General features: G+C 61.9%; 24 protein-coding genes. 13 read left to right on the plus strand and 11 right to left on the minus strand.

From position 1 onward, the window contains the following. The first annotated feature begins 148 nt into the window (after positions 1–148). From ACW9UO_RS00210 to glmM, 9 genes are all read left to right on the plus strand, one after another. Positions 149–1,093: a glycine--tRNA ligase subunit alpha gene (locus tag ACW9UO_RS00210; RefSeq protein WP_457087039.1), complete on the plus strand. Its 945-nt coding sequence runs from the start codon at positions 149–151 to the stop codon at positions 1,091–1,093. Further along, positions 1,090–1,635 carry a DUF6446 family protein gene (locus ACW9UO_RS00215; RefSeq protein WP_457087040.1) on the plus strand — a complete coding sequence of 182 codons (546 nt, stop codon included), beginning with the start codon at positions 1,090–1,092 and terminating at the stop codon, positions 1,633–1,635. The genes ACW9UO_RS00210 and ACW9UO_RS00215 overlap by 4 nt, the downstream gene beginning before the upstream one ends. A gap of 50 nt (positions 1,636–1,685) precedes the next feature. Then, positions 1,686–2,537 carry a DUF1206 domain-containing protein gene (locus ACW9UO_RS00220; RefSeq protein WP_457087041.1) on the plus strand — a complete coding sequence of 284 codons (852 nt, stop codon included), beginning with the start codon at positions 1,686–1,688 and terminating at the stop codon, positions 2,535–2,537. 78 nt (positions 2,538–2,615) lie between these two features. Next, on the plus strand, positions 2,616–4,778 hold the full coding sequence (glyS, locus tag ACW9UO_RS00225) for a glycine--tRNA ligase subunit beta (RefSeq protein WP_457087042.1): 2,163 nt from the start codon (positions 2,616–2,618) through the stop codon (positions 4,776–4,778). A gap of 72 nt (positions 4,779–4,850) precedes the next feature. Further along, positions 4,851–7,433, plus strand: coding sequence for a putative PEP-binding protein (locus ACW9UO_RS00230; protein WP_457087043.1), 2,583 nt, complete (start codon positions 4,851–4,853; stop codon positions 7,431–7,433). A gap of 177 nt (positions 7,434–7,610) precedes the next feature. Then, complete coding sequence (locus ACW9UO_RS00235; protein WP_457087044.1) at positions 7,611–8,252, plus strand: cell wall hydrolase; 642 nt, start codon at positions 7,611–7,613, stop codon at positions 8,250–8,252. Positions 8,253–8,401: 149 nt separating this feature from the next. Then, positions 8,402–9,334: a dihydroneopterin aldolase gene (locus tag ACW9UO_RS00240; protein WP_457088686.1), complete on the plus strand. Its 933-nt coding sequence runs from the start codon at positions 8,402–8,404 to the stop codon at positions 9,332–9,334. Positions 9,335–9,361: 27 nt separating this feature from the next. Next, entirely contained in the window at positions 9,362–10,393 is a 1,032-nt protein-coding gene (gene folP / locus ACW9UO_RS00245; RefSeq protein WP_457087045.1) for a dihydropteroate synthase, read from the plus strand. Further along, a complete protein-coding gene (gene glmM, locus ACW9UO_RS00250) occupies positions 10,383–11,726 on the plus strand; it encodes a phosphoglucosamine mutase (protein WP_457087046.1) in 1,344 nt (447 codons plus the stop codon). The genes folP and glmM overlap by 11 nt, the downstream gene beginning before the upstream one ends. A 113-nt stretch (positions 11,727–11,839) precedes the next feature. On the opposite strand, the gene ACW9UO_RS00255 is transcribed toward glmM, so the two are convergent. The 3 genes from ACW9UO_RS00255 to ACW9UO_RS00265 form a co-directional block, all read right to left on the minus strand. Further along, positions 11,840–12,964 carry an aminotransferase class V-fold PLP-dependent enzyme gene (locus tag ACW9UO_RS00255; RefSeq protein WP_457087047.1) on the minus strand — a complete coding sequence of 375 codons (1,125 nt, stop codon included), beginning with the start codon at positions 12,962–12,964 and terminating at the stop codon, positions 11,840–11,842. Positions 12,965–13,051: 87 nt separating this feature from the next. Then, positions 13,052–13,510 (minus strand): Lrp/AsnC family transcriptional regulator, encoded by a 459-nt coding sequence (locus tag ACW9UO_RS00260; RefSeq protein ID WP_457087048.1) that lies wholly within the window; start codon positions 13,508–13,510, stop codon positions 13,052–13,054. A 24-nt stretch (positions 13,511–13,534) separates the two neighbouring features. Further along, complete coding sequence (locus ACW9UO_RS00265; protein WP_457087049.1) at positions 13,535–13,990, minus strand: Lrp/AsnC family transcriptional regulator; 456 nt, start codon at positions 13,988–13,990, stop codon at positions 13,535–13,537. A gap of 135 nt (positions 13,991–14,125) precedes the next feature. Here ACW9UO_RS00265 and ilvC point away from each other — a divergent pair, with 135 nt between their 5' ends. After that, positions 14,126–15,148 carry a ketol-acid reductoisomerase gene (ilvC, locus tag ACW9UO_RS00270; protein WP_457087050.1) on the plus strand — a complete coding sequence of 341 codons (1,023 nt, stop codon included), beginning with the start codon at positions 14,126–14,128 and terminating at the stop codon, positions 15,146–15,148. 101 nt (positions 15,149–15,249) lie between these two features. Beyond that, positions 15,250–15,471, plus strand: a complete 222-nt coding sequence (locus ACW9UO_RS00275) for a hypothetical protein (RefSeq protein WP_457087051.1) — start codon at positions 15,250–15,252, stop codon at positions 15,469–15,471. Positions 15,472–15,478: 7 nt separating this feature from the next. On the opposite strand, the gene ACW9UO_RS00280 is transcribed toward ACW9UO_RS00275, so the two are convergent. Both ACW9UO_RS00280 and ACW9UO_RS00285 read right to left on the minus strand, forming a co-directional pair. Then, complete coding sequence (locus ACW9UO_RS00280) at positions 15,479–16,678, minus strand: UbiH/UbiF family hydroxylase (protein WP_457087052.1); 1,200 nt, start codon at positions 16,676–16,678, stop codon at positions 15,479–15,481. 73 nt (positions 16,679–16,751) lie between these two features. After that, on the minus strand, positions 16,752–17,396 hold the full coding sequence (locus ACW9UO_RS00285; RefSeq protein WP_457087053.1) for a pyrimidine 5'-nucleotidase: 645 nt from the start codon (positions 17,394–17,396) through the stop codon (positions 16,752–16,754). 140 nt (positions 17,397–17,536) lie between these two features. On the opposite strand from ACW9UO_RS00285, the gene ACW9UO_RS00290 reads away from it, so the two are divergent. Continuing rightward, positions 17,537–18,142 carry a GntR family transcriptional regulator gene (locus ACW9UO_RS00290; RefSeq protein WP_457088687.1) on the plus strand — a complete coding sequence of 202 codons (606 nt, stop codon included), beginning with the start codon at positions 17,537–17,539 and terminating at the stop codon, positions 18,140–18,142. A gap of 10 nt (positions 18,143–18,152) precedes the next feature. Here ACW9UO_RS00290 and ACW9UO_RS00295 read toward each other — a convergent pair whose 3' ends face one another. Together ACW9UO_RS00295 and carA are read right to left on the minus strand one after the other, a co-directional pair. Next, the gene (locus tag ACW9UO_RS00295) at positions 18,153–20,060 is read right to left on the minus strand and encodes a glycosyltransferase (RefSeq protein ID WP_457087054.1); all 1,908 of its coding nucleotides are present in this window, start codon (positions 20,058–20,060) and stop codon (positions 18,153–18,155) included. Positions 20,061–20,157: 97 nt separating this feature from the next. Then, positions 20,158–21,321, minus strand: coding sequence for a glutamine-hydrolyzing carbamoyl-phosphate synthase small subunit (carA, locus tag ACW9UO_RS00300; protein WP_457087055.1), 1,164 nt, complete (start codon positions 21,319–21,321; stop codon positions 20,158–20,160). A gap of 206 nt (positions 21,322–21,527) precedes the next feature. Here carA and ACW9UO_RS00305 point away from each other — a divergent pair, with 206 nt between their 5' ends. Further along, positions 21,528–21,992: a GatB/YqeY domain-containing protein gene (locus ACW9UO_RS00305; RefSeq protein WP_457087056.1), complete on the plus strand. Its 465-nt coding sequence runs from the start codon at positions 21,528–21,530 to the stop codon at positions 21,990–21,992. Between the two features lie 180 nt (positions 21,993–22,172). On the opposite strand, the gene ACW9UO_RS00310 is transcribed toward ACW9UO_RS00305, so the two are convergent. The 4 genes from ACW9UO_RS00310 to ctaD form a co-directional block, all read right to left on the minus strand. Then, positions 22,173–23,078, minus strand: a complete 906-nt coding sequence (locus ACW9UO_RS00310; RefSeq protein ID WP_457087057.1) for a hypothetical protein — start codon at positions 23,076–23,078, stop codon at positions 22,173–22,175. Positions 23,079–23,084: 6 nt separating this feature from the next. After that, positions 23,085–23,588 carry a DUF2244 domain-containing protein gene (locus ACW9UO_RS00315; protein ID WP_457087058.1) on the minus strand — a complete coding sequence of 168 codons (504 nt, stop codon included), beginning with the start codon at positions 23,586–23,588 and terminating at the stop codon, positions 23,085–23,087. A gap of 432 nt (positions 23,589–24,020) precedes the next feature. Further along, positions 24,021–24,206 (minus strand): hypothetical protein, encoded by a 186-nt coding sequence (locus ACW9UO_RS00320; RefSeq protein ID WP_457087059.1) that lies wholly within the window; start codon positions 24,204–24,206, stop codon positions 24,021–24,023. Positions 24,207–24,365: 159 nt separating this feature from the next. Then, positions 24,366–26,036, minus strand: a complete 1,671-nt coding sequence (gene ctaD / locus ACW9UO_RS00325; RefSeq protein WP_457087060.1) for a cytochrome c oxidase subunit I — start codon at positions 26,034–26,036, stop codon at positions 24,366–24,368. Positions 26,037–26,721 lie beyond the last annotated feature (685 nt).

The following is a 26,721-nucleotide window of genomic DNA, read 5'->3' on the forward strand; positions in this document are numbered from 1 at the left end:
CGGGATTGACGGTGTGTTGGCCCCGTTTCAGCGCTGTATCAGCGCTGTATCGGCGCGCTGTTTGGGAAAATCCCGGCAATTGGGGGGCTGCAATTGACCCTCGCGCCGCATCCGCCTAAGCAGGCGCAAAGCGTGCAAGGGCCATGACATGACATCCGATACCTCCGCCAAACCGCGTTCCTTTCAGGACATCATCCTGCGGCTTCAAGCCTATTGGGCCGACAAGGGCTGCGCGATCATGCAACCCTATGACATGGAAGTGGGGGCAGGTACCTTTCACCCCGCCACGACCCTGCGCGCCCTTGGCAACAAATCCTGGGCCGCCGCCTATGTGCAGCCCTCGCGCCGCCCCACCGATGGGCGATACGGCGAAAACCCCAACCGGTTGCAGCACTATTATCAATATCAAGTGCTGATCAAACCCTCTCCGCCCAACCTGCAAGAGCTGTATCTGGGCTCGCTGCAAGCCATCGGCATCGACATGGCGCTGCATGACATCCGCTTTGTCGAGGATGACTGGGAAAGCCCGACTTTGGGGGCCTGGGGGCTTGGCTGGGAGGTTTGGTGCGACGGGATGGAAGTCAGCCAGTTCACCTATTTCCAACAGGTCGGCGGGCATGATTGCCACCCGGTCTCGGGCGAGCTGACTTATGGGCTTGAGCGTTTGGCGATGTATGTGCTTGGCGTCGATCACGTAATGGACATGCCGTTCAACAATCCCGACGCGCCGATTGCGATGAAATATGGCGATGTGTTCCGCCAGACCGAACAGGAATACTCTCGCTGGAATTTCGATGTGGCCGACACCGATGTGCTGCTGCGCCACTTTGAAGAGGCCGAGGCGGAATGCGCCAGCATCCTGAGCCGTGAGCACCAAGACCCCAAGACCGGCAAGCGCATCGTGATGGCGCATCCGGCCTATGACCAATGCATCAAGGCGAGCCACATCTTTAACCTGCTCGACGCGCGCGGCGTGATTTCGGTGACCGAGCGGCAGGCCTATATCGGCCGGGTGCGGACACTGGCGAAATCCTGCGCCGATGCCTTTGTGCTGACCGAGGCGGGTGGCTATGTCGCGGAGGCGGCAGAGTGAGCGGACGGATACTCGCGGCGGGGATCGTGATGGTGGCTTTGCTGGCAGGCGCGTTGATCTATTACATGCAGATCTATGCCTTCTATTCCCCGGTGGCCGCGACTGGCACCGATGATGTGCGGCTGGTCAATCTGGTGACAGAGCAGCCCGAGGCGATCCTTTACGAGGACTTCGACGCGATTGACGCCGACAGCTCTCCGATCCGTTATCGCGCCTGTTTCACCACCTCGCACAGCCTTGCCATGCTGACCGAGACCTATGTGATGTACGATGGGGCCGAACCGCGCGTCGCACCGGGCTGGTTCAGCTGTTTTGACGCCGAGGCGATCGGGGCCGAACTGGCCGCAGGCACGGCGCTGACCTTTCTGAGCGAAAAGAACGTGGCCTTCGGTGTCGACCGGGTTGTCGCGATCAGTGATGACGGGCGCGGCTATGTCTGGCACGAGCTGAATGAATGCGGCGACAAAGCCTATGACGGCACGGTTGTGGGCGAGGCATGCCCGCCCCGGCCAGAGGTTTCGCCGGAAACTTCGGCAAACTAGGGAACCTTATCGGCCTGTCGCGCGCTGTGCCTCTAACAGGAGGACAGCTTATGCCGCGAAATGCCAATGCCCCCGATTGGGTCGTTCCGATGATGCGCGCGGGATATTCCGCGCGCGGTGTCGTTTATCTCATCCTTGGTGGGCTGACCTTTGCCGCCGCCTTTCGCGGTGGCGAGACTGAAGGCACCAAAGGCGCCATCGAAACTCTGCGCGGCGCGCCGTTCGGGTTGTTCCTGCTCTGGCTCGTGGCGTTTGGCTTTGTCTGTTACGGCGTCTGGCGGTTGATCGCGGCCTACTATGACCTTGAGCATCGCGGCGACGACGAAGAGGGCATGTTCAAACGCACCGCACTGGTGGCGACCGGGTTGATCCACATGGCGCTTGGCGCGGGGATCGCGGCCTTGGCGCTGGGGATCGGCGGCGGCTCGGGCGGCAGCGGCGCATCGAACTGGACGGCCAAAGTGCTGCAAATGCCCGGTGGCAAATGGCTGGTTGGGATCGCGGCGGTCTGTATCTTTGGGGCCGGGGTGCATTACGTGCTCAAAGGCTGGCAGAAGAAGTACAAACGCAACATCGAGAACAACGCCAAAACCCGCAAGCTGCAACCGCTGCTGCGCTGGGGGTTCATCAGCTACGGCATCGTGTTGGGCATCGTTGGCGTGTTCCTGTTCTTTGCCGCGCTCTATTCTGATCCGTCCTCGGCAAAGGGCATTGGCGGCGCGCTGGAATACATCCGTGGCCTCACCGGCGGGCGTTTCCTGCTTGGCTTCATCGGCGTCGGAATCCTTGGCTTTGGCGTCGAGAATTTTGTCGAAGCGCGCTACCGCGTTGTCGAAGGCGTCGGCTATTCCAAGGATGTCACCACACTGGCACAACAGGCCAAATCCAAGGTCACGAGCTGAAACTTGCGCTAACCGCTTGCCGTGCCTTGGCAGGGGCTTTAAGCACCGGGGCGTTGTCCTAAACCCCCCGGTGATCCCATGCCCGACCTGCTGATCGAACTCTTTTCCGAAGAAATTCCCGCGCGGATGCAATCGCGCGCCTGCGACGACCTTCGGAAACGCATGACCGATGGTCTGGTTGAGGCGGGGCTGACCTATGCCTCTGCCGCCGCCTTTTCCACGCCGCGCCGCTTGGCGCTGACGGTCGAGGGGCTGTTGGCCGAAAGCCCGACCGTGAAAGAAGAGCGCAAGGGGCCGAAAGTGGGCGCGCCCGACAAAGCCATCGAGGGCTTTCTGCGCGGGGCAGGTGTGACGCGCGACGCGTTGGAAGAGCGCGAGACGCCGAAGGGCGCAGTTTATTTCGCCAGCCTCACCAAACCGGGCCGGCCCGCCGCCGAGATTGTGGCCGAGGTGCTCGAAGATGTGATCCGCAACTTCCCTTGGCCCAAGTCGATGCGCTGGGGCACAGGCACCTTACGCTGGGTCCGCCCGCTGCATTCGGTGATTTGCCTGCTGAATGATGAGGTCGGGGCCGAGGTCGTGCCGTTTGAGATTGACGGGATCAAGGCCGGCGCGGTGACGCGCGGCCACCGCTTCATGGCACCGGATGCCTTTTCGGTCTCGTCGTTCGAGGATTACACCGCCAAGCTCAAGCGCGCGCATGTGGTGCTGGACGCGCAAGAGCGCGCCGATCACATCTGGCACGACGCCACCAATATGGCGTTTTCCCAAGGGCTTGAGGTGGTCGAGGACACCGGTCTTTTGGCCGAGGTCGCCGGGTTGGTCGAATGGCCGGTGGTGCTGATGGGCGAGATTGGCGAGGATTTCCTTGGCCTGCCGCCGGAGGTGCTACAAACCTCGATGAAAGAGCATCAGAAGTTCTTTTCGGTGCGCAATCCCAAGACCGGACGGATCGAGAAATTCGTGACCGTCGCCAACCGTGAAACCGCCGACACCGGCGCGACGATCCTTGCGGGCAACCAAAAGGTGCTGTCGGCGCGGCTGTCGGACGCCAAGTTCTTTTGGGAAAACGACCTGCGCGCCATCGGCGATGCCGGCCTTGAAGGCATGGCCGCGCCCTTGGCCAATGTCACTTTCCACAACAAACTCGGGAGCCAAGCCGAACGCATCGCCCGCATCGCCGCTTTGGCGCGCACCATTGCGCCGATTGTCGGTGCAGAAGCGGATGAGGCGGAACTTGCGGCCAAGGTCGCCAAGGCCGATCTGTCGTCAGAAATGGTCTATGAATTCCCCGAATTGCAGGGGATCATGGGGCGCTATTACGCGTCGAAAGCCGGGCTGTCGCAGCCTGTGGCCGACGCCTGCCGCGACCACTATTCGCCGCTCGGGCCGTCAGACGATGTGCCATCCGATCCGGTGTCGGTTGCCGTGGCGCTGGCCGACAAACTCGACACGCTGACCGGGTTCTGGGCGATTGATGAAAAGCCGACAGGGTCGAAAGATCCCTATGCGCTGCGGCGTGCCGGTTTGGGCGTTATTCGGCTGGTGCTGACGAATGAGATCGGTATTGACCTCATGGCACCGATCTCTGAGATGATGAACCTGCATGTTTGGACACATGACGTTCGAGAAACCAAGAGGTTGGGTTATGAAGACCCCTCTGACTTACAAAGCGTTGGCCCTACAGGGTATGCAGGTGCGAAACCGGAGAGTAATCACGATCTGCTGTCGTTCTTCCACGACCGGCTCAAAGTCTTCCTGAAAGACCAAGGCATCCGCCACGACGTGATCGACGCTTGCATCGCCATGCCCGGCAACGATGATCTGGCGCTTCTGGTCAAACGTGCCACCGCGCTCGAGGCGTTCTTGCAAACCGAAGATGGCACCAACCTGCTGCAAGGTTTCAAACGCGCCAACAACATTCTGTCTCAGGCCGAAGCCAAGGACGGGGTCGAGTATTCCTTTGGCGGCGACATCAAGTTTGCCGAGGTCGACGCGGAAAAGGCGCTGTTTACTGCGCTCGACGCCGCTGAACCCAAGATCAAAGCCGCGCTTGAGGCACAGGATTTCGAGGCGGCGATGTCGGCGCTGGCGGGGCTGCGCGGCGCGGTGGATGGCTTCTTTGAGGCGGTGCAGGTCAACGATGACAACCAAGTGCTGCGGCGCAATCGGCTTAACCTTTTGTCGAGCATCCGCACCTCGTGCCTGTCGGTCGCCGATCTGAGCCGCGTGGAAGGCTAAAGTCGTAGCGGGCCACGGCCCGACCGGCGCAATTGAGCTCTTTTAGCGCTTGTGTGGTGCGGTGCGGCGCTTATGCTGCACTGCAACGCAAAGGATCCGCGCTTGCTTCAGGACAATCCGAATATCACGCCGATCACGCCGACGGCACCGATGAAGGCACACACCCACGGTGGCCGGGCGAAATGTCTGCAACGGCTGGTGCGCATGGACCTGCCGGTGCCGCGCACGGTGGCGCTGTCGTTTGATACGGTGCATGGGATTGCCAGCGGCCACATGCCGGTGATCGCGGATATTCTTGCCAGTTTCCCGCCCGGCGCGCTGCTCTGTGTACGCCCGTCGAGCCAAGATCCCGATTGGGGCGGGCCGGGGGCGATCCTTAACATCGGCATGAACGACGCGCGCTATGTCGAGATGTGCGACACCCTTGGCCAATGTGCCGCCGCCGCGCTTTATGCAAGATTTGTCGAGGCTTACGCGCTGCACGTCGCGCGACTTGACCCCGATATGTTTGATGAGATCAGCACCGAGGGGCCACAAGCGCTGTCGGAAGCCTTGCGCGCCTATGAGGAAGAGGCCGAAGAGCCGTTTCCGCAGGAACCCGAGGCGCAGCTTGCACAGGTTTTGCGTTCGATGGCACGCGCATGGGAGGGCACGACCGCGCGCCTGTTGCGTCAGGCCAAAGGTGCGCCGGCGGATGCGGGGCTTGGCCTTGTGGTGCAGGAAATGGCGCTTGGCATCGGCCAACCCGAGGCACATGACGGCGAAACCGGGTCGGGCGTGTTGCAACTGGTCAACAGCCATACCGGCTTGCGCCAGATCACCGGGCGCTATCTGAGCCAGAGCCAGGGGCGGGATGCGCTGTCTGGTGCGGCCGAGGCGCTGTTTCTGGCGCGGGATGATCGTGGCCCCTCGCTTGAGGAAGTGGCCCCCGCCGCGTTTAACGAGATTGTTGAGATTGCCGAGCGCATGCGCCGCAAGCTGCGCGCCGAGATGCAGATCGAGTTCACCATTCAGGGCGGCCGCGTGCATGTGCTTGATGGTGTGCGGGTGGGGCGGTCGAACCGGGCGGCGGTGCGGATTGCCGTGGCGCTGGCCGAAGACAAGATCATTCCGCGCGAAGAGGCTTTGCTGCGGGTCGAGCCGCGCGCGCTCAGCGAATTGCTGCACCGTCAGATCGACCCCGACGCCGATCGCGATATTCTGGGCTTTGGAATCGCCGCCAGCCCCGGTGCCGCCACCGGGCGGATCGTGTTTTCCGCCGCCGCCGCGCAGGCCAGTGCCGCGCGCGATGAGGCCTGTATTCTGGTGCGGCGCGAAACCTCGCCCGAGGATATTCGTGGCATGCAGGCCGCCGTGGGCGTGCTGACCGAACGTGGGGGTGTGACCAGCCATGCGGCGGTGATCGGGCGGGGCATGGGGATTCCTTGCGTTGTCGGCGCGGCTAGCATGGGGTTTCAACTGCGCAAGAAACGCCTGACCGCTGTCGATGGCCGGGTGCTGAACGAGGGCGATATCATCACCATCGACGGCGCGGCGGGCGAAGTGCTCGACGGCAGCCCGCCGATGCTTGAGGCCGCTTTGGACGAGAGTTTCCAGACGCTGATGGAGTGGGCCGACGCGGTGCGCGACATCGATATTCGCGCCAACGCCGATACGCCGATGGATGCCACCACGGCGCGCAATTTCCGCGCCGACGGCATCGGGCTGTGCCGGACCGAGCATATGTTTTTCGAAACCGAGCGCATGATCGTGATGCGCGAGATGATCTTTGCCAATTCAAGCGAAGACCGACGCGCCGCGCTGGAACTGCTTCTTCCGATGCAACGTGCCGATTTCATTGAGGTTTTCCGCATCATGCAGGGGCTTCCGGTATGTATCCGGCTGTTTGATCCTCCGCTGCATGAATTCCTGCCGTCCGATAAGCCGGGCATGCGCGCGTTGGCCGAGGCGCTCGATCTGCCGGTGTCGGATGTCGAACGCCGGGTTGAAGCGCTCAGCGAATACAACCCGATGCTGGGTATGCGGGGGGTGCGGCTGGGCATCACCTTGCCGGAAATCTATGACATGCAGGCGCGGGCGATTTTTGAGGCCACGCTGGCGGCAAGCCGTGAAGGCGCGCCGGTGGTGCCCGAAATCATGATCCCGCTGGTCTCGGCCAAACGCGAGGTCGAGCTGGTCAAGATGCGGGTCGATGCGGTGGCGGCGGCGGTGCGCAATGAGACCGGGCGCAGCTTTGATTACCGGCTTGGCGTCATGGTCGAAACGCCGCGCGCGGCGCTGCGGGCCGAAGAAATCGCCCCCCATGCGGATTTTCTCAGCTTCGGCACCAATGACCTCACGCAGATGACCTATGGCCTGTCGCGCGATGATGCCGGGCGATTCATGTCTGAATACGTCCGCCAGGGCGTGTTTGCCGAAGATCCGTTTCATGTGCTCGATCCCGACGGTGTGGCCGAGTTGCTGCGGATCGGGGCGGAACGCGGTCGCAAGGCGAAGCCGGATGTGGTTCTTTCAATTTGCGGCGAACATGGCGGCAACCCCGAATCGATAGCGATCTGTCGGGACATCGGCTTTACGTATGTATCCTGCTCGCCGTTTCGCGTTCCGGTTGCGCGGCTGGCTGCAGCGCAGCTTGCGATCAGGGACAAGATCTAGGGGAAGGGGCCAAACGCCCCCCGCGTATGTCGTGCGAATCCAATAGGATATGCTGCGCCGCGGCAGGTTCCCGCTCTGCGTCAGGACGTCGCTAGAAGAAATTTCACCAATTCAGTATACAAGCCAAGATTACGAGCAGCCCGGGACCTCTCGGGCTTTCGCATGTGAGGGACATTTATGCGACTTTTGTTTGCCGCCGTTGCGGCTGTGATTCTGGCCATTCCGGGCCATAATGCCGATGCTGAACTGCGCCTCGATGAGGTGGGAAGCCTGATTCAATTGGAACGTCAGGGCCTTAAATCGGTGCCCAAGGGTACGCTAAAATGGGCGCTTGGCGCAGCAGAAGCGGATACATCCAGCAAGGTTGTGTACAACGCCGACTGGCTCAAAAGCCTGCCCAACGGCAAGGGCGGCGATCAGTTCACCTGCCTCGCCGAGGCGCTGTACTTTGAGGCCCGTGGCGAGAGCATTAAAGGTCAGGTTGCGGTGGCGGAAGTCATATTGAACCGGGTCGAAAGCTCGAAATTCCCCGACAGCGTTTGTGGCGTGATCAATCAGGGAACCGGGCGCAAATACGCGTGTCAGTTCACCTATACCTGCGATGGACATGCCGAAAAGGTAGGAAACCCAGCGGCTTATGCGCGTGTGGCCAAGATTGCCAAGGCGATGCTCAGCGGCATGCCGCGCCGGTTGACCGACGGGGCGACCTATTATCATACCACGGCGGTCAAGCCGAATTGGTCGCGCGTGTTTGCCCATACGGCCACCATTGGCGTGCACCGGTTTTACCGCGAAGACCGGCGGACTGCGCAAAACTAAGCCCCCTACCAAGCCTTGCACATAGCCCCGCCAACGTCGGGGTTTTGCGCTTGGGTGACGTCTTTGGGTCTGCCAGCGCGGCGCGACAGGTGCTAGACAGAGGGCAGATGACCGCCCGAACGCACCCCGAAGCCGAGCAAGAGCCGACCATGAGCAGAGACATCCACCTCGCATTTGCCCACCCCTCAGAGCGGGCTGCCGCCACCGAAGGCGTTGCCCCGCGTGACCGCATTTCGCTGCGCGATCACACCGTCGACGTCGAGATTGGCGCGTTCCAGTCCGAGCGCGGGCTGACGCAGCGGGTCTGTTTCAATGTGGTGGTCGAGGTCGCGCATGCGGGCGACCATGTCGATGACGATGTTGACCGCATCCTGAGCTATGACCGGGTCACTGAAGCCATCGCATATGAACTAAGCGCAGAGCGGCTCAACCTTCTAGAGACGCTGGCGGATCGTGTGGCCGAGCGGATCTTGCTGGAACCCCAAGCGATGCGGGTGTTCGTGCGGATCGAAAAGCTTGATCGCGGCCCCGGCGCGCTTGGGGTGGAAATCGTGCGCAGCCGCGACGATCTTGATCCCGCCCACGTCAAGGAACTTACGGATGAGCGGCCCCATCCCCGCGTGGTCTATCTGTCCAACGCGGCCATCGCCTCGCCCCATCTAACCGACTGGCTGGATTGGCTGGCGGGGCAGGCGGCGCCGGTTGTGCTGTGTGTTGGTATGCCCGATGGGCCGCGCCCGCAGTCGAGCCATCCGCTGGCGCAACGCCGGGTCGACCTGCTTGCCATTGAGCAAAACGGTTGGGTTCTGGCCGCGCGCGATCCGCGTTGCGTGGTGGTCGGCACCAAGACCGAGCTCGACTGGGGTATGAAGCACGACCAGATAAGCCTTTGGGCTCCCTCGAAAATTGTGCTCGACGCGGTGGAAGGGCCAAAGAGCCAACCGCGCGATTCCGTGGCGCTGGCCGGTTGGCTGGCCCGGCAATTGGATGCGGTGGATTTTCTGGTGATCGGCGAGGACCTGCCAGATACGGCGGGGCCACGCGCGCGCGCTGTGGATGTGACGAATACCCGTCTTGCATGACTTGCCGCTTTGGCTCATTCAGTCGCCATGACTGACTGTGATGACGCATACTTTCGCCCGCTGGTTCAGGGCGGCCCGGCGCGGCCCGACGGGGCGGTTTCGCTGGCCGGGGGCTGGCGTTGGTTCACCCACGCCGAGCATTTGACACGGGCGGGCAGCCGGGGATTCGTCGCCGCCGCCGATCTGCCGCAACAGGTGTTGCAGCGGCTGACTGTGCCGCGCCCGCCGGTGGCCGGGCTCAGCATGGCGCGGCCCAATCTGATGGGCATCCTCAACGTCACCCCCGACAGCTTTTCCGACGGCGGCCAACACAACGGCCCGGCGCGCGCCTTGGCGCATGGCCGTCAGATGGCCGAGGACGGGGCCGACCTGATCGATGTCGGCGGTGAAAGCACCCGGCCCGGTGCCGTGGATGTGCCCGAAGAGGCCGAGATCGCCCGGATTGAGCCGGTGGTCCGCGCGCTGAGCAAGGCGCAGAGCCTGCCGATTTCGATCGACACCCGCAAGGCATCGGTGGCGCAGGCCGGCGTTGATGCCGGTGCGATGTTGGTCAATGATGTCTCGGGCTTTACCTTCGACAGGACGCTTGCGCCGTATTGCGCGCAGCACCAGCTTCCTGTCTGTCTGATGCACGCCCAGGGCACGCCGCAGACGATGCAGGACAATCCGCAGTATGATAATGTGCTGCTGGACGTGTATGATTTTCTCGCCGCCCAGATCTGTATGGCCGAAGAGGCCGGCATCCCGCGCCACCGTATCATCATCGATCCGGGCCTCGGCTTTGGCAAAACGATTGCCCATAACCTCGCGCTTTTGCATGGGCTTAGCCTGTTTCACGGCCTTGGCGTCGGGCTGTTGCTCGGGGCGTCGCGCAAGGGGATGATCCGCGTGGTGGGCCACGCGCCCAACGCCGAAGACCGGATGCCCGGTTCGGTGGCGCTCGCCCTTGCCGGGGTGGCGCAGGGGGTGCAAATTTTACGGGTCCACGATGTGGCCGAGACCAAGCAGGCCCTGCGTCTGTGGCAAGCCGTTGATGAAGGAATTTGGAATGACGCGTAAACTTTTCGGCACCGATGGCGTGCGGGGCCGGGCCAATACCGCGCCGATGACGGCGGATATGGCGCTTCGGATCGGGGCTGCAGCGGGGCGCTATTTTCGCCGCGAACAGGGCGGCGTGCACCGGGTTGTGATCGGCAAGGACACGCGGCGCTCGGGCTATATGTTTGAAACCGCGCTGACGGCGGGGCTGACCTCGACCGGGATGAGCGTGCTGCTTTTGGGGCCGGTGCCGACGCCGGCGGTGGGGCTGTTGACCCCGTCGATGCGCGCCGATCTCGGGATCATGATTTCCGCCTCGCATAATCCGGCCGAGGACAACGGCATCAAGTTCTTTGGCCCCGATGGCTTCAAACTGTCCGACGAGGCCGAGGCCGAGATTGAAAAGCTGATAGAGGCCGGTGTCGAACCGGCCAGCGCCGGCAATATCGGCAAAGCCAAGCGGATCGACGATGGCCGTTTCCGCTATCAGGAACGGGTGAAGAGCACCTTTCCCACCGGCATGTCGCTTGACGGCATGAAGGTTGTGATCGACTGCGCCAACGGGGCCGCGTACCGCGCCGCGCCCGAGGTGCTGTGGGAACTGGGGGCCGAGGTGATCCCGGTGGGTGTGTCGCCCGATGGCTTTAACATCAACGATGGCTGCGGCTCGACCAAACCCGCCACCGCTGCCGAAGCTGTTGTCGCGCACGGCGCGGATGTCGGGATTTGCCTTGATGGCGATGCCGACCGGGTGATGATGATCGACGAGACCGGCAAAGTCGCCGACGGCGATCAGATCATGGCGCTGATGGCCGCGCGTTGGGCCGAAGAAGATCGGCTGCGCGGCGGCACCTTGGTGGCGACGGTGATGTCGAACCTCGGGCTCGAGCGGTTTTTGCAGGGCCGTGGTCTGCATCTGGAACGCACTGGCGTCGGCGACCGCTATGTTGTCGAGGCGATGCGCCGGGGTGGTTGGAACCTTGGCGGCGAGCAGTCGGGCCATATCGTGATGACGGATTACGGCACCACCGGCGATGGCCTGATGGCGGGCTTGCAGTTTTTGGCCGAGATGGCGCGCTCTGGGCGCAAAGCCTCGGAATTGGCGCAGAATTTCGAGCCGGTGCCGCAGATGCTCAAAAACGTGCGCTATGGCGTGGGCCAGCTGCCGCTTGAGGCCGCGGGCGTCAAGGCGGCGATTGCCTCGGCGGAGTCGGAGTTGGTCGGCAAGGGCCGTTTGTTGATCCGCAAATCCGGCACCGAGCCGCTGATCCGGGTGATGGCGGAATGCGAAGATCCGGCGATGCTCGAAGCGGTGGTCGACCGTGTGGTCGGCGCGGTGCAGGATGTGGTCTGAGGCAGTAGCCTCGAAACGGCGCAAGAGCAGGAAGCTGCTCTTGCGATTTGCCTCGGGCGGGGGGCGTTGCCGCCCCCTTGGCGTATCAGCGGATCGTGACCGGCGTCGCCGGCCTAGAGCGCCTTGGTCAGCACCGTGTCCAGCCGCGCCACCGTGGCGTCGACATCATACAGCTTGTCGAGGCCAAAGAGACCGAGCCGGAAGGTCGAAAACCCCGCGCCTTCGTCACATTGCAGCGGCACCCCGGCGGCAATCTGCGTGCCTTCCTTGGCAAAGGCGCGGCCCGATTGCACTTCCGCGTCGTCGGTATAGCTGACCACCACGCCGGGCGCTTCGAAACCGGGGGCAGCGACGGAGGTTATGCCCTTCGATGCCAGCAGCGCGCGGGTCTTGCGGCCCAAGTCCCATTGCGCCTCGGCCAGCTTGTCAAAGCCATGTTCGCGGCTCTCGATCATCGTGTCGTGGAACATCCGCAGCCCGTCGGTGGGCATGGTGGCGTGATAGGCGTGGCCGCCATTTTCATAGGCGCTCATGATCTGGTGCCACTTCTTCAGATCGGCGGCAAAGCTGTCGGACGTGGTCTCTTCCATCCGGGCCACGGCGCGGTCTGACAACATCACCAACCCGGCGCAAGGTGTTGACGACCAACCCTTTTGCGGCGCAGAGATCAGCACATCAACGCCGGTCGCCGCCATATCAACCCAGACACAGCCCGAAGCAATACAATCGAGCACCATCAGCGCGCCGACCTCATGCGCGGCCTCGGTCAGCGCGCGCAGATAGTCATCGGGCAGGATAATGCCAGACGAGGTTTCCACATGCGGGGCGATCACGAGGTCGGGCTTGTCGGCGCGGATGCGGGCAGTGACCTCTTCGATCGGGGCGGGGGCAAAGGGGCTTTGCGGATCATTTCCGGTGCGGCGGGCCTTCATCACGGTCTCTTCGCCGGTGAAGCCGCCCATCTCGAAAATCTGGCTCCAACGGAACGAGAACCAGCCATTGCGCACCACGAGGCATTTGGCGTCTTGGGCGAATTGCCGGGCCACGGCCTCCATGCCAAAGGTGCCGCCGCCGGGAACGATGACCACGGCCTGCGCCTTATAGACATCTTTCAGCGTGGCCGAGATATCGCGCATCACCTGTTGAAAGCTGGCCGACATGTGATTGAGCGAGCGGTCGGTGAAAACCACGGAAAATTCATCCAGACCTTTGGGATCGATATCGTCGCGCAGAGCCATCGGGGGCCTCCTTTATCCTGTTACGATATGGTTAGTGTGGGGCGTCCGAATTGTCGACAATTCGGTGAAAATCCATAATGGATTTTGTCACCCCAAGGGGCCGGGCAGGCGCTCTTCACTCAGCAGCACGTTCGCCTCAACCTGGCCAGCACCGGGCAGGGTCATGATGCGGCGGCGCAGCACGCGTTCGAAATCTGAAAGATCGCGGGCGGTGACACGCAGGCGATAATCGTACAGCCCGAGCACATGCTCGACGGTCTGCACCTCGGGGATCGCCGTCAGCGCGCGTTCGAAATCTTCCAGACTGATGCGGCCCTTGGTGGCCAGCTTCACGCCCAGAAAAACCGTCACGCCGAACCCCAGCTTTTCACGATCCAGCACCAGCCGCGTGCCGGAAATCACCCCCGCCTCGCGCAACCGTTTGATCCGCCGCCATGTGGCGGGTTGTGACAGATCGAGCCTGCGCCCCAATTGCCCGGCCGACAGGCTGGCATCGCGGGTCAGGGCGCGCAGAATGGCGCGGTCGGTGGCATCGACATCGATCATACAGGGCAACTCATACAAGGCACATCATACTGGCAGAGCCTCGTCATCCTTGATCCGGCTAACGTGCATCAAGGCCTCGACATCGGCGATATGGGGCAGGGTAAGCAGACGCTCGCGGTAGATCTCTTGATAATGCGGAATGTCGCGGGCGACGACGGCCAGCCGGACATCGACCTGGCCCAGAAACGTCTGGATCTCGATCACTTCGGGCACCAGCCGCGCGGCGGCAAGGAAATCATCGAAAGCCCGCGATTGCGTTTTGTCCAAAGTGATGCGCAAGGACACCTCGACCGCAAAGCCAAGGCTGGGCCAATGGATCTCGGCCCGTTTGCCAATGATGATCCCGGTCTCGCGCATACGTTCAAGCCGCCGCGACAGGGTTGCGGGCGTCAAATCGGCGCGCTGGGCCAATTCGGACAGGGGCAGGTCCGGCGCGGCCTGCATCTGGCGAAGAATGCGTCTGTCGATGTCATCAAGCATGATTTTTCGAGTTTACGGCAGTTCGAAGAATAGATAAATCGCAATTAGCGGAATTTATCGCGGAAATGACGCGCATTCACACGCGGCTGCGCGTAGATTGCCCGCCAAGAAGACATCAAACAAAGGAAGACCGATATGCGCGTCTACTACGATCGCGATTGCGATGTGAACCTGATCAAAGACAAAAAAGTTGCCATTCTGGGCTATGGCTCGCAGGGCCACGCCCACGCGCTTAACCTGCGCGACTCAGGTGCGAAAAACATCGTTGTCGCCCTGCGCGACGGCTCCCCCTCGACCAAGAAAGCCGAAGGCGAAGGTCTTAAGGTTATGGGCATCGCAGAAGCCGCAGCCTGGTGTGACGTGATCATGTTCACCATGCCCGACGAACTGCAGGCCGAGACTTACAAAAAATACGTCCACGACAATCTGAAAGAAGGCTCTGCGATTGCCTTTGCTCACGGTCTGAACGTGCACTTCGGCCTGATCGAGCCGAAAGCCGGCGTTGACGTCATCATGATGGCGCCCAAAGGCCCCGGCCACACCGTGCGCGGCGAATACACCAAAGGCGGCGGCGTGCCGTGCCTTGTTGCGGTTCACAACGACGCATCGGGCAAAGCGCTGGAAATCGGCCTGTCCTATTGCTCGGCCATCGGTGGCGGTCGCTCTGGCGTGATCGAAACCAACTTCCGCGAAGAATGCGAAACCGACCTGTTCGGCGAGCAAGCGGTTCTCTGTGGCGGTCTGGTTGAACTGATCCGCATGGGTTTCGAGACGCTGGTCGAAGCTGGCTACGAGCCCGAAATGGCGTACTTCGAGTGCCTGCACGAAGTGAAGCTGATCGTGGATCTGATCTACGAAGGCGGCATTGCCAACATGAACTACTCGATCTCGAACACCGCGGAATACGGTGAATACGTCTCTGGCCCGCGCATCCTGCCGTACGACGAGACCAAAAAGCGGATGAAAGAGGTTCTGACCGACATTCAGACCGGCAAATTCGTGCGTGACTTCATGCTGGAAAACGCCGTGGGTCAGCCGTCGTTCAAAGCGACGCGCAAGATCAACGACGAGCATTCCATCGAAGCCACCGGTGCGAAACTGCGCGGCATGATGCCGTGGATTTCGGCTGGCAAAATGGTCGACAAAGAAAAGAACTGATCCCTTTCGGGATTTTTCGATAAAATTGAACCCGGCAGCGACGGAAGCTGCCGGGTTTTTCGTTTCATGGTCAGATACTGGAAATAATCGGACCTAAGATCATGAAGCTGCCTACGCTCATCGCGCCCATCGTCCTCCTCGCGGCCTGCATCACCCTTGCCACACTCATCACGGCACAGGCGAATTCAGTGCCCCCGGTCGATGCCTTCGTCGAACCGCCCGCTGTCCATACGACATCCGCGGCCGAACAGTCCGACAGCCTCCACCTTATGTCCGGTCAAACGGCCCATGACGGCTGGGCTATGGGTGTGCATGACATCTGACGTTTGCTCACTCCGGTCGACGTACCCCAAGCCCGAGTTGCATGAGTTTGCGGCGCACCGGCGTGGCCCCGTGCAGCGCCGAAATCCCCGCCGCGCGCAGATCGCGCATCGGCTGTGACGCCAGCATCGAGGTGCGGTTCAGCGCGATGATACCGGCAGTGCGGGCGCGGATGTCGGTGATCCGGGCGCGGTGATAGGCGTCGAGCATTGCCGCATCGCCCAACTCCTCGGGGTTGGCCAGCGCCAGTTCTAGCAGCGTCGACAGATCCGTCAGCGACATATTCAGCCCCTGCGCCCCGATCGGCGGCAGCACATGTGCGGCTTCGGCCACCAGCGCCAAGCGTTCGCTGCTCAGCGTCTCGGCATGTTGCGCGATGATCGGCCAAAGGCTGCGGCGCGAGGCCAGCGTCAGCGGCCCGAGCAGATGGGTCGAGCGTTCGGTCATCGCCGCCTCAAACGCTTTGGTGCCTAACTGGTGGAGGGCGGCGGCTTTCGGGCCATCCTCCATCCAGACCACGGCCGACGAGGGTCGCCCCTTGTGATCGGGCAGCGGCACCAAGGTGAACGGCCCACCGGTGCGGTGGATCTCGGTCGAGACATTGCCATGCGGCAGCGGGTGGGTGACGGCAAAGGCCAGTGCTTTCTGCCCGAAGCGCGTGGTTTTGACCCCGATCCCCGCCGCCTGTCGCAGCGCGGAATTGCGGCCATCGGCGGCAATCACCATGCGGCACCGCCGGGCGCTGCCATCCGACAGACTGACGCGGGCCTCGGCTGTGCGGGTGAACAGCTTAGTCGCGGCGACGCCTGTCAGGAAGGTGACGTTGGGCAGTTCACCCAGCCGCCCCGACATCTCGCGGCGCAGCAGCCAGTTCGGCAGGTTCCAGCCAAACGGCTGATCCGAGATGTCATCGGCCTCAAAATCGCGGCTGACGCGCGCCTCAGAAGTGGTGCCGCCGGCATCGATGATCCGCATGGTCTCAAGCGGCATCGCATATGGCGCGAGCCGGGGCCAAAGCCCGGCGCTGTCCAGAAACGCCTGTGCGGGTTGCAAAAACGCTGTGCTGCGCATGTCGGCACCCTCGGCGTCGCGGTCGGTCACCGGCGGGGCGGGGTCGACGCAGAGCACGGAAAACCCGGCCTGGCCAAAGGCGGCGGCAGCGGTCAGCCCGGCAATCCCACCACCGGCGATCAGAATGTCGTGGTCCATCAGAGGCTCCTTTGCGCAGGTCTGCACCGGATAATAGCGCGGCACATCGCTGCGGCCATGCGGCAGATTTGGCTCAGGTCAGACCCGAGAGAAACCCGCTGAGATCATTGGTGTGATGATGGATGTGATCGGCAACCAGCCGCTCGGGCGCGACATGCACGGTGCGCATCCCCATCGCATGCGGCGCGGCGAGGTTGCGCGGATCATCCTCAAACATCGCGGCGCGGGCGGGATCGGTGCCGTCTTGGGCAAAGATCGCCTCAAAGGCTTCGCGCTCGGGCTTGGGCCGGAATTCCGCATGCTCAACGCCGTAAACCGCATCAAACAGCCCGCTAAGTCCCCGTGCGGCCAGCACTTCTTCGGCATAAGGCGCGGTGCCGTTGGTATAAACAATCCGCCGCCCCGGCAGTGCGCGAATGTGGGCGGCCAGCTTGGGATCGGGGGCGAGCACCGAGAAATCGATCTGGTGCACGTCATGCAGATAGGGCCCCGGATCGACGTCATGTTCGCGCATCAGACCGGCCAACGTGGTGCCATAGGTGTGCCAATAATGCTGACGCAGGTGATTGGCCTCCGCCTCGGCAACCCCCAAGGCTGACATCACATAAGCCGTCATGCGCGGCTCGATCTGCGAAAACAGCCGGGTTTCGGGCGGGTACAACGTGTTGTCGAGGTCAAAGACCCAATGCGCAACGTGTGAAAACAGATCCTTAGCCATAAGCCGGACGCTAGCCCCGCCGGGCGGTGGGCGCAATGGCCGTATTGCGGCGCCGGTGCCCGATCATTAAGGTGGCCGGATGCGGACCGGAGGAGACGCGCGTGAGCCAGAAGACGACGCCCCAGAAAGATGCCTATTCGATGATCCTGGAGGCGATCGACATCGGCACGTTCAAGCCCGGTGACCGACTGGTGGAAAGCGACCTTGCCGACCGGCTCGGGATGAGCCGGACCCCGATTAGGGAAGCCCTGCAACGCCTTGAAACTCAATCTCTTTTGTCGCGTGACGGGCGGTCTTTGATCGTCGCTTCGCTGGATCATAATCAGATGGCCGAGCTTTACGTGGTGCGCACCGAGCTTGAGGGGCTTGCGGCGCGGCTTGCAGCCCGCCACGCCACCAGTGAAGAGGTGCGCGTGCTGCGCGATATGGTCGAGGATGACCGGCGGCTGATCAATGACCCTTCGGCGCTGTCGCGGGCCAATCGGCGGTTTCACAAACAGATCCACCTCGCCTCGCACAACCGGTTCCTGGTGCAGCAACTTGACCTTGTGCATCGCTCAATGGCTCTGATGGCGACAACCTCGCTTGCCGCCGAGGGCCGGGGTGAAAATGCGCTCGCCGAACATGCGGCGATTGTGAGCGCGATCGAGGGCCGCGATGAGGCTGCGGCCTATGACGCGCTGAAGTCGCATATCTCGGTGGCGTTTGTGACGCGGCTGAAACTGGACAGTAAGAACGACGGATAGTCCACTGATCTTAGATGGTTTTATCAGGAAGGGTGTGATCGACTTGCTCTTGGTGGTTTGAGACGCCGTGATCAGTTTTGTCCCAGAAAAACGGTCTGAACAGCAGCTCGACCAACGCCTTATATGCCGCGATGGTGGCGAGCGGGAAATAGAACATCAAGGTCGGCACCCAAGGGATCAACCCGCGGTGTTGTGGGCTGGCCACTGCTGTGGCTCCGATGACAAGGCCCATGCATTCAGTTGAAAGAAAGAACGAAATTATAAAGACTTGCGCGCCATTGCTCATCCAATCCAGCAGCGGGTGGGGAAAGCCGAAAATGGCCAGCCAGAAGGACCAGAGCACCGGAGCCATTACAAACTGGCTCAGCGCGCCGAGAAACAGCACCTGAAAGCCGAAGAACCGCCGAAATCCGAGATCTTTCAGCAGTTTGCCGGGTCTGCGCATATGCACCCGGTAGGTGGCCATATATCCCTTGAGCCAGCGGGAGCGTTGTCTGATCCAAGGCCAGAACCGGCAGTTCGCCTCTTCCAAAGTCACGCTGTCGATCATCTCGATCCGAAAGCCGTGCCGCGCCAATCGCATGCCAAGGTCGGCATCCTCGGTGACGTTATAGGCATCCCATCCGCCCAAATCCTCAAGCACCTTGCGGCGGCAAAACAGCGTCGTGCCGCCCAGCGGAATGGCAAACCGCATGCGCGACATGCCGGGCAGAACGATGCGAAACCAGGTGGCGTATTCAATGGTGAAACACCGCGACAGCCAGTTTGCGAAGGGGTTGTAGTAGTCGAGAATGCCTTGCAGACAGGCGACATCGGGCGGGGCGGTGGCGAAATGTTTGGCTACGAGATCGATCTGGTCGGGGGCCGGATTGTCCTCGGCATCATAGATCCCGATGATCTCGCCCTCGCAAAACCGCAGACCATAGTTCAACGCGCGCGGCTTTGTCGTCAGATCCCCCGGTGGCACCACTACAATCCGCATCCACGGTGGCAGCTCGGCCTCGTCTAGTGCCGCGCGGGTCTGTTCGTCTTCCGCTTCGAGCAGCAACGTCACGTCAAGGCGGGATTTCGGATAGGTCAGCCGGGACAGGCGCGCCACCAATCGGTTGGCGATGGCGGTTTCCCGGAACAGCGGCACGAGAATCGATACTTTGGGGGGCGGTTTCCCCGGGGGTGGCGTCACCGCCGCCGGGGGATGGAACGGGCCGCGCAGACGGGCAATACAGGCCGCCGCCTTGACAAAAGCGATGCAGAACAAGGTGAACACCGCCCAACCCGCGGCAAGCGCATACAGAAAGGTGGGGGCGATGAACACCACCCCGGCAAACAGCGCCGCCACCAACGCGACACCGCGCATCTGCTTTGGCGTGGCGACCACGCGCATGTTACGACAACTGTCCTCGGCCGGAAGCCCGGTTTCAGCGAGGGCCACCAACCGGGCAGAGTGGCTTTTTGCGATGGCGGCGTGAATGTCGGCCTCGCTGGCGATGCCCATGACGATGGGCCCCGTCGCGGGCGGCAGCAGCGCAAGGATCGCATCAAATCGGTCTGGGTTGCAGGTGGCGATGACAAGGGTATCGCCCAGACGCAGCCACGGGATGATGCCGAATTCGAGACAAAGCAGGGGGTCAAGGCTCGTCGCGCAATCAGGATCAGGCGGGGCCTCGTCGAGGTTAAGCGATATCGCCGCCCACTGCGCCGCCTGGGCGCGCCGCACGTCTTGGGTGCTGGCATAACCCTCGGACAGCAGCACCTGATGCATCGGGGCCTGACACTGCGACTGGATCGTCAGCGCGCGCAGCAGATCGTCGGGGGACATCACCCCCATATCCACGAGGATACGCCCCAGCGGAAGCTGATAATAGCGACTGAGTCGCGCGGTCTGAAGGCCGCGCAATTGCAGTTGTGGAGGACTCATGTTCCCGGCCTTGTTGCTACTGGCCGAGAATGACGAATTTTACCTTAACATCCCGTTAACATTAACTTAACGGAAGATTAATCTGCCCTCGCAGGCGTTAACCCTTTGCCGCCATAGCCTCGGCAAATTGCTCGAACAGATAGAAACTGTCCTGCGGGCCGGGGCTGGCTTCGGGGTGGTGCTGGACCGAATACACCCGGCGGCTGTCAGAGTTCAGCGCAATGCCGCAGTTCGAGCCGTCAAACAGCGAAACATGGGTCTGAACCACATTGTCGGGCAGGGTGGCGGCATCGACGGCAAAGCCGTGGTTCATCGAGGTGATCTCGACCTTGCCGGTGACCATGTCCTTGACGGGATGGTTGGCGCCGTGGTGGCCGTGGTTCATCTTGATGGTGCGGCCGCCAAGGGCCAGCGCCAGCATCTGGTGCCCAAGACAGATGCCAAAGATCGGCAGATCGGTGTCGTTGAGCAGTGATTTGATCATCGGCACGGCATATTCGCCAGTTGCCGCCGGATCGCCGGGGCCGTTCGACAGGAAGATGCCGTCGGGGTCATGCGCCATCACCTCATCGGCAGTGGCAGAGGCGGGCAGCACGGTTACATCACAGCCAGCCGACGCAAGGCAGCGCAGGATATTGCGTTTCGCGCCGTAATCGATAGCAACCACCTTGTGCTTGGGGGCCTCTTGGCGGGCATAGCCCTCGGGCCAGGCCCAGCGCATTTCGTCCCAGCGATAGCTTTTGGCGCAGGTGACCTCTTTGGCGAGGTCGAGCCCCATCAGGCCCTTGAAGGCACGGGCCTTGGCCACCAGCTCTTCGAGGTTGAAATTGCCATCGGGATCATGCGCCAGCGCCACATGCGGCGCGCCTTGCTGGCGGATCGCACGGGTCAGGCGGCGGGTGTCGATGCCACCGATGGCGATGCGGTCGCGTGCGACAAGCCAGTCGCCCAACTCTTGCGCGACGCGCCAGTTCGAGGCGTCGGTTGGCATCCATTTGACAACCATGCCCTCGGCCCCGGAATCGCCGGTTTCGTCATCCTCGGGATTGACGCCGGTGTTGCCGATGTGGGGGAAGGTGAAGGTGACAATCTGACCGGCATAGGACGGGTCGGTCATGATTTCCTGATACCCGGTCATGGCGGTGTTAAAGCACAGCTCGGCCACGCGGGTTCCGGTGGCACCGAAACCGGTGCCGTAGAATACTGTGCCATCAGCCAGAACAAGGCAGGCGGTTGGCTTCTGATCAGCGCGAGCAGTCATGCGGCGACTCCATCTGGCGGTATATGGGGGCAAATTTGCGCGAACCTATGTCGTGAGAGGTACGGGGTCAAGGGGCTTGGTGTTTGCGCTAAAGATTTGAGTTTCCGTTTCGTTTCAGTGGGTTGTGCGAAATTGGCTGTGGTTGCCTCTGATCGGGGCTTGGCGTATGGTGCAAGGCTGGAAACAACCCATGGGGATGGGACATCATGAATCTACGCGCAGAGATCAATTCAGCGCTCAAACAAGCGATGAGAGACAAGGACGCACGACGTCTTTCGACCTTGCGTTTGATCAGTGCCGCCATCAAAGACCGCGAAATTGCGCTGCGGGGGACCGGCGAAGAAGAGACCATCAGCGAAGATGATGTGCTGGCGATCCTGAGCAAGATGGTCAAGCAACGTCAGGAAAGCGCGCGCACCTATGAAGAGGGTGGACGGCTGGATCTGGCGGAGCGCGAGCTGGAAGAGATCACGGTGATCGAAGAGTTCCTGCCGCGCAAGCTTAACGACAAGGAAGTGGCCAAGGCGATTGACGCTGCGGTGACAGAAGTGGGCGCGACGTCGATCCGGGACATGGGCAAGGTGATGGGTGCATTGAAATCGCGCTATACCGGGCAGATGGATTTCGGCACGGTCGGCCCGCGGGTCAAGGACCGGCTGGCGCAGGGATAACCTTGCGCAACGAAGGGCGGCGTTTCTAAGAATTGCACGCCTTTGGCGGATTCTAAAAATTGCACGCCTTTGGCGTGACACTGCGCCTCAGCCCCCATCCTGTCCTTCCCCCGTGGCCGGGGGAAGAGAGGGTTTGGCGGGCCTACCCAGACATTTTGGACGGTAATCTGCTTGGCTGCGTCAGCGGCGCAGGTCAAAGGCGTTCCGGATGTCGTGATCCTCGGCGATGCGGAAGCGTTGGACGAAGCGGGTCTTGAAGCTCACCCGTCCGCGCCGTGCGCCAAAGTTTTCACCATGATTGAGCAGGTAAAGCACGCGGGGCTGTGTCAGCGGCGTGAGGGCGCGTCCGGCGAGGCGGGCGAGGTAGGGGAACATGCGGTGTTCGTGCTGGCTCATCGCGCGCAGGAGGGCGCGTTCCGGCGCCCCGTTCGCGGTGTCGAACCGCAGAGCCGCGCAAGAGCCGCAGAGTTTCCAGAAGGGTTTGCGCAGGGGTTTTCCGAGCGTAGGAGGGCCAGCGAGCGCAAGCGTGTCGGCCCCGTGATCAAAGACATATCCGGTTTCGACAAGGTATCCGCCGGGGGCCTGCCCTGACAGCATATCCGCGACAAGGTCGGGATGGGCGATGTCGTCGGCGTCGAAGGTCATGGCGTAGCCTGCCGGGGCGTCCATCGCGCTCAGGTGATCGGTCAGCAGCGCCAGTTTGCGCCATTTGTCATTGCCCTCAAAGGCTTCGGTGAAGGGCAGAAACTGGATGCGCGGGTCATCGGGCAGGGTGTCGGGGCGGTCTTGGCCACAGATCACGGCCTGCCAGCGCCCGTCGGTCTGGCGCTGGAAGGCGGCGAGCGTGTCGATAAGCCGGGCGCAGGTGCTCTCCCAATCGCCAACGTGATGGCGGCCGACCAGGGGGATCAGGAAGATCACCGTCTCGGCGGGGGCTTTGGCGGGCGTGTCGCGCAGCGCCAGCGCGGCCTTTTCCGAGACTTGCAGCGCGGGGTCGCGGGCCAGCAGATGCGCGCCACCCAACAGGTGGGCCAGCGCCAGTCGCCGCAGCCGGGCAGATTTCGGGGTTGCCGGAGTTTGTGCCATCTGGTGTCAGCCCTGCGCGCTTAAAGGGGGGGGCGGCAAGTGCCGGGTCAGATCGTCATAGAGCGCTTTGCGTTCATCCTCGGACAGGAACGCTCCGATCTCGACCTCGCGGCCGCCGCCGCTGAGCGTGACGTAATTGGGCACCGGACCGCCCGCGCGGTGCAGGTGGGGACGGGCCCAGTAGGCATTGCAGGTCCAGGTCTGATCGGGCTTGCGTGGGTTATGACGCACGAGTGAAATTTCCTTTGGTGAGACCCGCAGAACCTCAAGCAATTGTCCATCGCGGTGATTGCGGTCCAGCGCGTACCACACCCCGCCAAGCGCCAGCAGCACAAAGGGCAGCAAGGCCCAGAGCAGCACGGTTCCGAGCAGGAAATAGAGCGGCAGGGTGGCGAGGGTGAAGCTGGCCAGCAGAAAGGCGGCATAGCCCTTGGGCGGCAGGGATTGATGCGGCCAGAGCCGCAACTCGGCCACCTCGGAGGCGGGGGTATGCGACCATCGGTACGGCATGGGGTAGGTATAAGAAGGCGGTCTGCCGCCGTCGATGGGAAAATGCGGGCACAGGTCGGGCAGGGTGCGGGCACGAGGGCGGGCACAGGGCGGACACGGTGCGGGCAGGGATTGGGCGGCCCAACTTTGGCGCGTTGGAGGGGGGGCTTGAGGTCGATGGGCCGCTGATCTTTGGCCTGCGAACTGCCGGACCCGCGACGTCATGTCTGCAAGCGCAGGCCTGTGAGCCGTTGCTCAAGCACTTTGACATGCAGGTGGTGGCCGGGGCCGGGCGCACAGGGAGCGAGCCAGGGGTGGTCGCGCGCCGCGGCCCCGTTTCGGGGGTATTGGGAGGCCCCGAAACCAATCTCTGTCACGGACGCAGGGCGCATATTGTGACCCCGCTCACAGCAAAGGGGCCGTGCCTTGAAAAAGTATTAACGGTGCAAGTCGTTATCCGGCTTGGGTCGGGCACAGCAGGCAAATGCCGCGGGTCGGTGTCTCTGTGGGGGTGGTGTCTGCGGTGGGGTAGGTCAGGAGCGGCAGCGACCCGGCTCCGAAGGCCGAGGCCCCGACAGGAACGACGATTGCGGCGAGGAGGGTGACAATGAGAGCGGTTGAGGCAATGCGAGGGGTCATGAAAACATCCTTTGTAAATCGATGCGCTCAAGCTCGCATGCTTACGTAGCGTAAGTCTGTGCGCCCGGTCACGTGCCGCCTCATTTCTGAAACCACATCCCCAACGCAAAAGGCCCGCGCAGAGCACGGGCCTTTCTGTGTCTTGGTCAGGCAGCGCGATTAGTGCGCGTGGCCTTTGTCCCAGTCTTCCTGCTTGGGCAGGATTTCAAAGGTGTGCTCTGGCGGCGGTGTCGGCAGAGTCCATTCCAGCGTATCCGCATATTCGTTCCAGTAGTTGTTGCGGGTCTCTTTTTTGCCTTTCAGCAGAGCATGCGCGACAATGTAGAAGAACAGCAGGAACGAGGCGAAGGACACAAAGGCACCGATCGACGACCACCAGTTCCAGGTGGCAAATGCCTCCGGATAGTCGATGTAACGGCGCGGCATGCCCTGACGGCCAAGGAAGTGCTGTGGGAAGAACGTGAGGTTCGCCCCAAGGAAGAACATCCAGAAATGCACCTGCGCCAGCTTTTCGTTGTACTGACGGCCGGTCATTTTGGCGAACCAGAAGTACATACCGGCAAAGATACAGAACACCGCACCCAGCGACATCACATAGTGGAAGTGCGCAACCACATAGTAGGTGTCATGATACGCGCGGTCCACGCCAGCCTGCGACAACACGATGCCGGTCACGCCGCCAACGGTGAAGAGGAACAGGAAGCCCATCGCAAACAGCATTGGTGCTTTGAACTCGATCGAGCCGCCCCACATCGTTGCAATCCACGAGAAGATCTTAACGCCCGTGGGCACCGCGATAACCATGGTGGCCAGCATGAAATAGGACTGCTGGGTCAGGGACATGCCGACAGTGTACATGTGGTGTGCCCACACAACAAAGCCCAGCGCGCCAATCGCGATGATCGCCCAGACCATCGGCAGATAGCCAAAGACCGGTTTGCGCGAGAAGGTGGCGATGACATGCGACACGATGCCGAAGCCCGGCAAGATCACGATATACACTTCCGGGTGGCCAAAGAACCACAGGATGTGCTGATACAGGATCGGATCGCCGCCACCGGCAGGATCAAAAAAGGTCGTGCCAAAGTTACGGTCAGTCAGCAACATGGTGATCGCGCCCGCCAGAACCGGCAGAGCCAGAAGGATCAGCCATGCGGTGACAAAGATCGCCCATGAGAACAGCGGCACCTTGAACAGGGTCATGCCGGGGGCACGCATGTTCAGGAAGGTGGTGATCATGTTGATCGCGCCAAGGATCGAGCTTGCGCCCGAAACGTGCACCGCGAAGATCGCCAGATCCATCGACAGGCCGCCTTCATTGGTCGACAGCGGCGGGTAAAGCACCCAGCCCACGCCAGAGCCCAGCTGATCGTTGCCGCCCGGGGCAAGGATCGACGAGACCGCCAGCATCGTGCCAGCCACATAAAGCCAGAACGACAGGTTGTTCATCCGCGGGAACGCCATATCCGGCGCGCCGATCTGCAGCGGCATGAAGTAGTTACCAAAGCCCCCGAACAGTGCAGGAATGACCACGAAGAACATCATAAGGATGCCGTGGCCCGTGATCAGCACGTTCCAGAGGTGGCCATTGGGCGTACAGACCGCATCAGATGCGATCATGCGCGCGCCTTCAAGGCACATATATTGCACGCCGGGCTGCATCAGCTCCAGGCGCATGTAAACGGTGAAAGCCACCGAGATGAAGCCCGCCAGCGCCGATATGACGAGATACAGGATCCCGATATCTTTGTGGTTGGTGGACATAAACCAGCGGGTAAAGAAACCGCGCTGATCCTCATGCTCGTGGCCGTGAATGGCGGCGTCAGCCATGTCTCGTGCCTCCTGCTTGACAAAACATGGGCGCTTGCACCAAGCCCGCACCCGGAATCTCAACCCGGTTCTAGATTGCGGTGCCAGCAACGGCAACGGGTCAGTTTGTCTTAGATCAAGAAAAAGTGTCGCGGGGGGGCAGGTTGCGACCTTGTGCCCCGACATTGGGCCACGGTCCCGTGCCCCAACACGGGCCTCGCGGGGGTGCGCGCGCAATGACGCGGGCGCAGGGGCCGTGCGACGCCTGCGGCAGACCGCTTGCGGAACGCCGCGCGCAAAGCCGTAGCTGAGCGCAGAGGCCGGGGTTTAGCTGGCGATGATCACCAGACCCACAACAGGAATCGCAAGCACGGCGAGCCAATACGGCAGGCGCCAATTGTACATTTGCGTGGGTCGATAGCATTTACCACAGTTCCGCGCGCCAAAGCGCAAACGGTGCGAGCAGCTTTTGCAACGGAATAAACGGCTGGTCACTGGATGGCTCCGGCGAATGAATGGTTCGAAAGGCCTGTTGCTGCCGTGTGGCGGCGCGAGGTCGTGTAATATGCGGTTTAAGTCTACTGTAATAAAGAGGTTAGGAAGCGGGAAATGGCTTGTCTAGTGAGCTAGGTCACACAGACGCTGCAGTGCGGAATTTTTATGGATTATTCACACGAACACGACTTTCAAAATGAAACTGCCGTGC

It is taken from the genome of Marinovum sedimenti (assembly GCF_054052205.1).

Coding starts and splice junctions, on each gene's coding strand:
- ACW9UO_RS00210 (WP_457087039.1), top strand. CDS start 149: ATGACATCCGATACCTCCGCCAAACCGCGTTCCTTTCAGGACATCATC.
- ACW9UO_RS00220 (WP_457087041.1), top strand. CDS start 1,686: ATGCCGCGAAATGCCAATGCCCCCGATTGGGTCGTTCCGATGATGCGC.
- glyS (WP_457087042.1), top strand. CDS start 2,616: ATGCCCGACCTGCTGATCGAACTCTTTTCCGAAGAAATTCCCGCGCGG.
- ACW9UO_RS00230 (WP_457087043.1), top strand. CDS start 4,851: ATGCTGCACTGCAACGCAAAGGATCCGCGCTTGCTTCAGGACAATCCG.
- ACW9UO_RS00235 (WP_457087044.1), top strand. CDS start 7,611: ATGCGACTTTTGTTTGCCGCCGTTGCGGCTGTGATTCTGGCCATTCCG.
- ACW9UO_RS00240 (WP_457088686.1), top strand. CDS start 8,402: ATGAGCAGAGACATCCACCTCGCATTTGCCCACCCCTCAGAGCGGGCT.
- folP (WP_457087045.1), top strand. CDS start 9,362: ATGACTGACTGTGATGACGCATACTTTCGCCCGCTGGTTCAGGGCGGC.
- glmM (WP_457087046.1), top strand. CDS start 10,383: ATGACGCGTAAACTTTTCGGCACCGATGGCGTGCGGGGCCGGGCCAAT.
- ACW9UO_RS00255 (WP_457087047.1), bottom strand. CDS start 12,964: ATGGCTCTGCGCGACGATATCGATCCCAAAGGTCTGGATGAATTTTCC.
- ACW9UO_RS00260 (WP_457087048.1), bottom strand. CDS start 13,510: ATGATCGATGTCGATGCCACCGACCGCGCCATTCTGCGCGCCCTGACC.
- ACW9UO_RS00265 (WP_457087049.1), bottom strand. CDS start 13,990: ATGCTTGATGACATCGACAGACGCATTCTTCGCCAGATGCAGGCCGCG.
- ilvC (WP_457087050.1), top strand. CDS start 14,126: ATGCGCGTCTACTACGATCGCGATTGCGATGTGAACCTGATCAAAGAC.
- ACW9UO_RS00275 (WP_457087051.1), top strand. CDS start 15,250: ATGAAGCTGCCTACGCTCATCGCGCCCATCGTCCTCCTCGCGGCCTGC.
- ACW9UO_RS00280 (WP_457087052.1), bottom strand. CDS start 16,678: ATGGACCACGACATTCTGATCGCCGGTGGTGGGATTGCCGGGCTGACC.
- ACW9UO_RS00285 (WP_457087053.1), bottom strand. CDS start 17,396: ATGGCTAAGGATCTGTTTTCACACGTTGCGCATTGGGTCTTTGACCTC.
- ACW9UO_RS00290 (WP_457088687.1), top strand. CDS start 17,537: ATGATCCTGGAGGCGATCGACATCGGCACGTTCAAGCCCGGTGACCGA.
- ACW9UO_RS00295 (WP_457087054.1), bottom strand. CDS start 20,060: ATGAGTCCTCCACAACTGCAATTGCGCGGCCTTCAGACCGCGCGACTC.
- carA (WP_457087055.1), bottom strand. CDS start 21,321: ATGACTGCTCGCGCTGATCAGAAGCCAACCGCCTGCCTTGTTCTGGCT.
- ACW9UO_RS00305 (WP_457087056.1), top strand. CDS start 21,528: ATGAATCTACGCGCAGAGATCAATTCAGCGCTCAAACAAGCGATGAGA.
- ACW9UO_RS00310 (WP_457087057.1), bottom strand. CDS start 23,078: ATGGCACAAACTCCGGCAACCCCGAAATCTGCCCGGCTGCGGCGACTG.
- ACW9UO_RS00315 (WP_457087058.1), bottom strand. CDS start 23,588: ATGCCGTACCGATGGTCGCATACCCCCGCCTCCGAGGTGGCCGAGTTG.
- ACW9UO_RS00320 (WP_457087059.1), bottom strand. CDS start 24,206: ATGACCCCTCGCATTGCCTCAACCGCTCTCATTGTCACCCTCCTCGCC.
- ctaD (WP_457087060.1), bottom strand. CDS start 26,036: ATGGCTGACGCCGCCATTCACGGCCACGAGCATGAGGATCAGCGCGGT.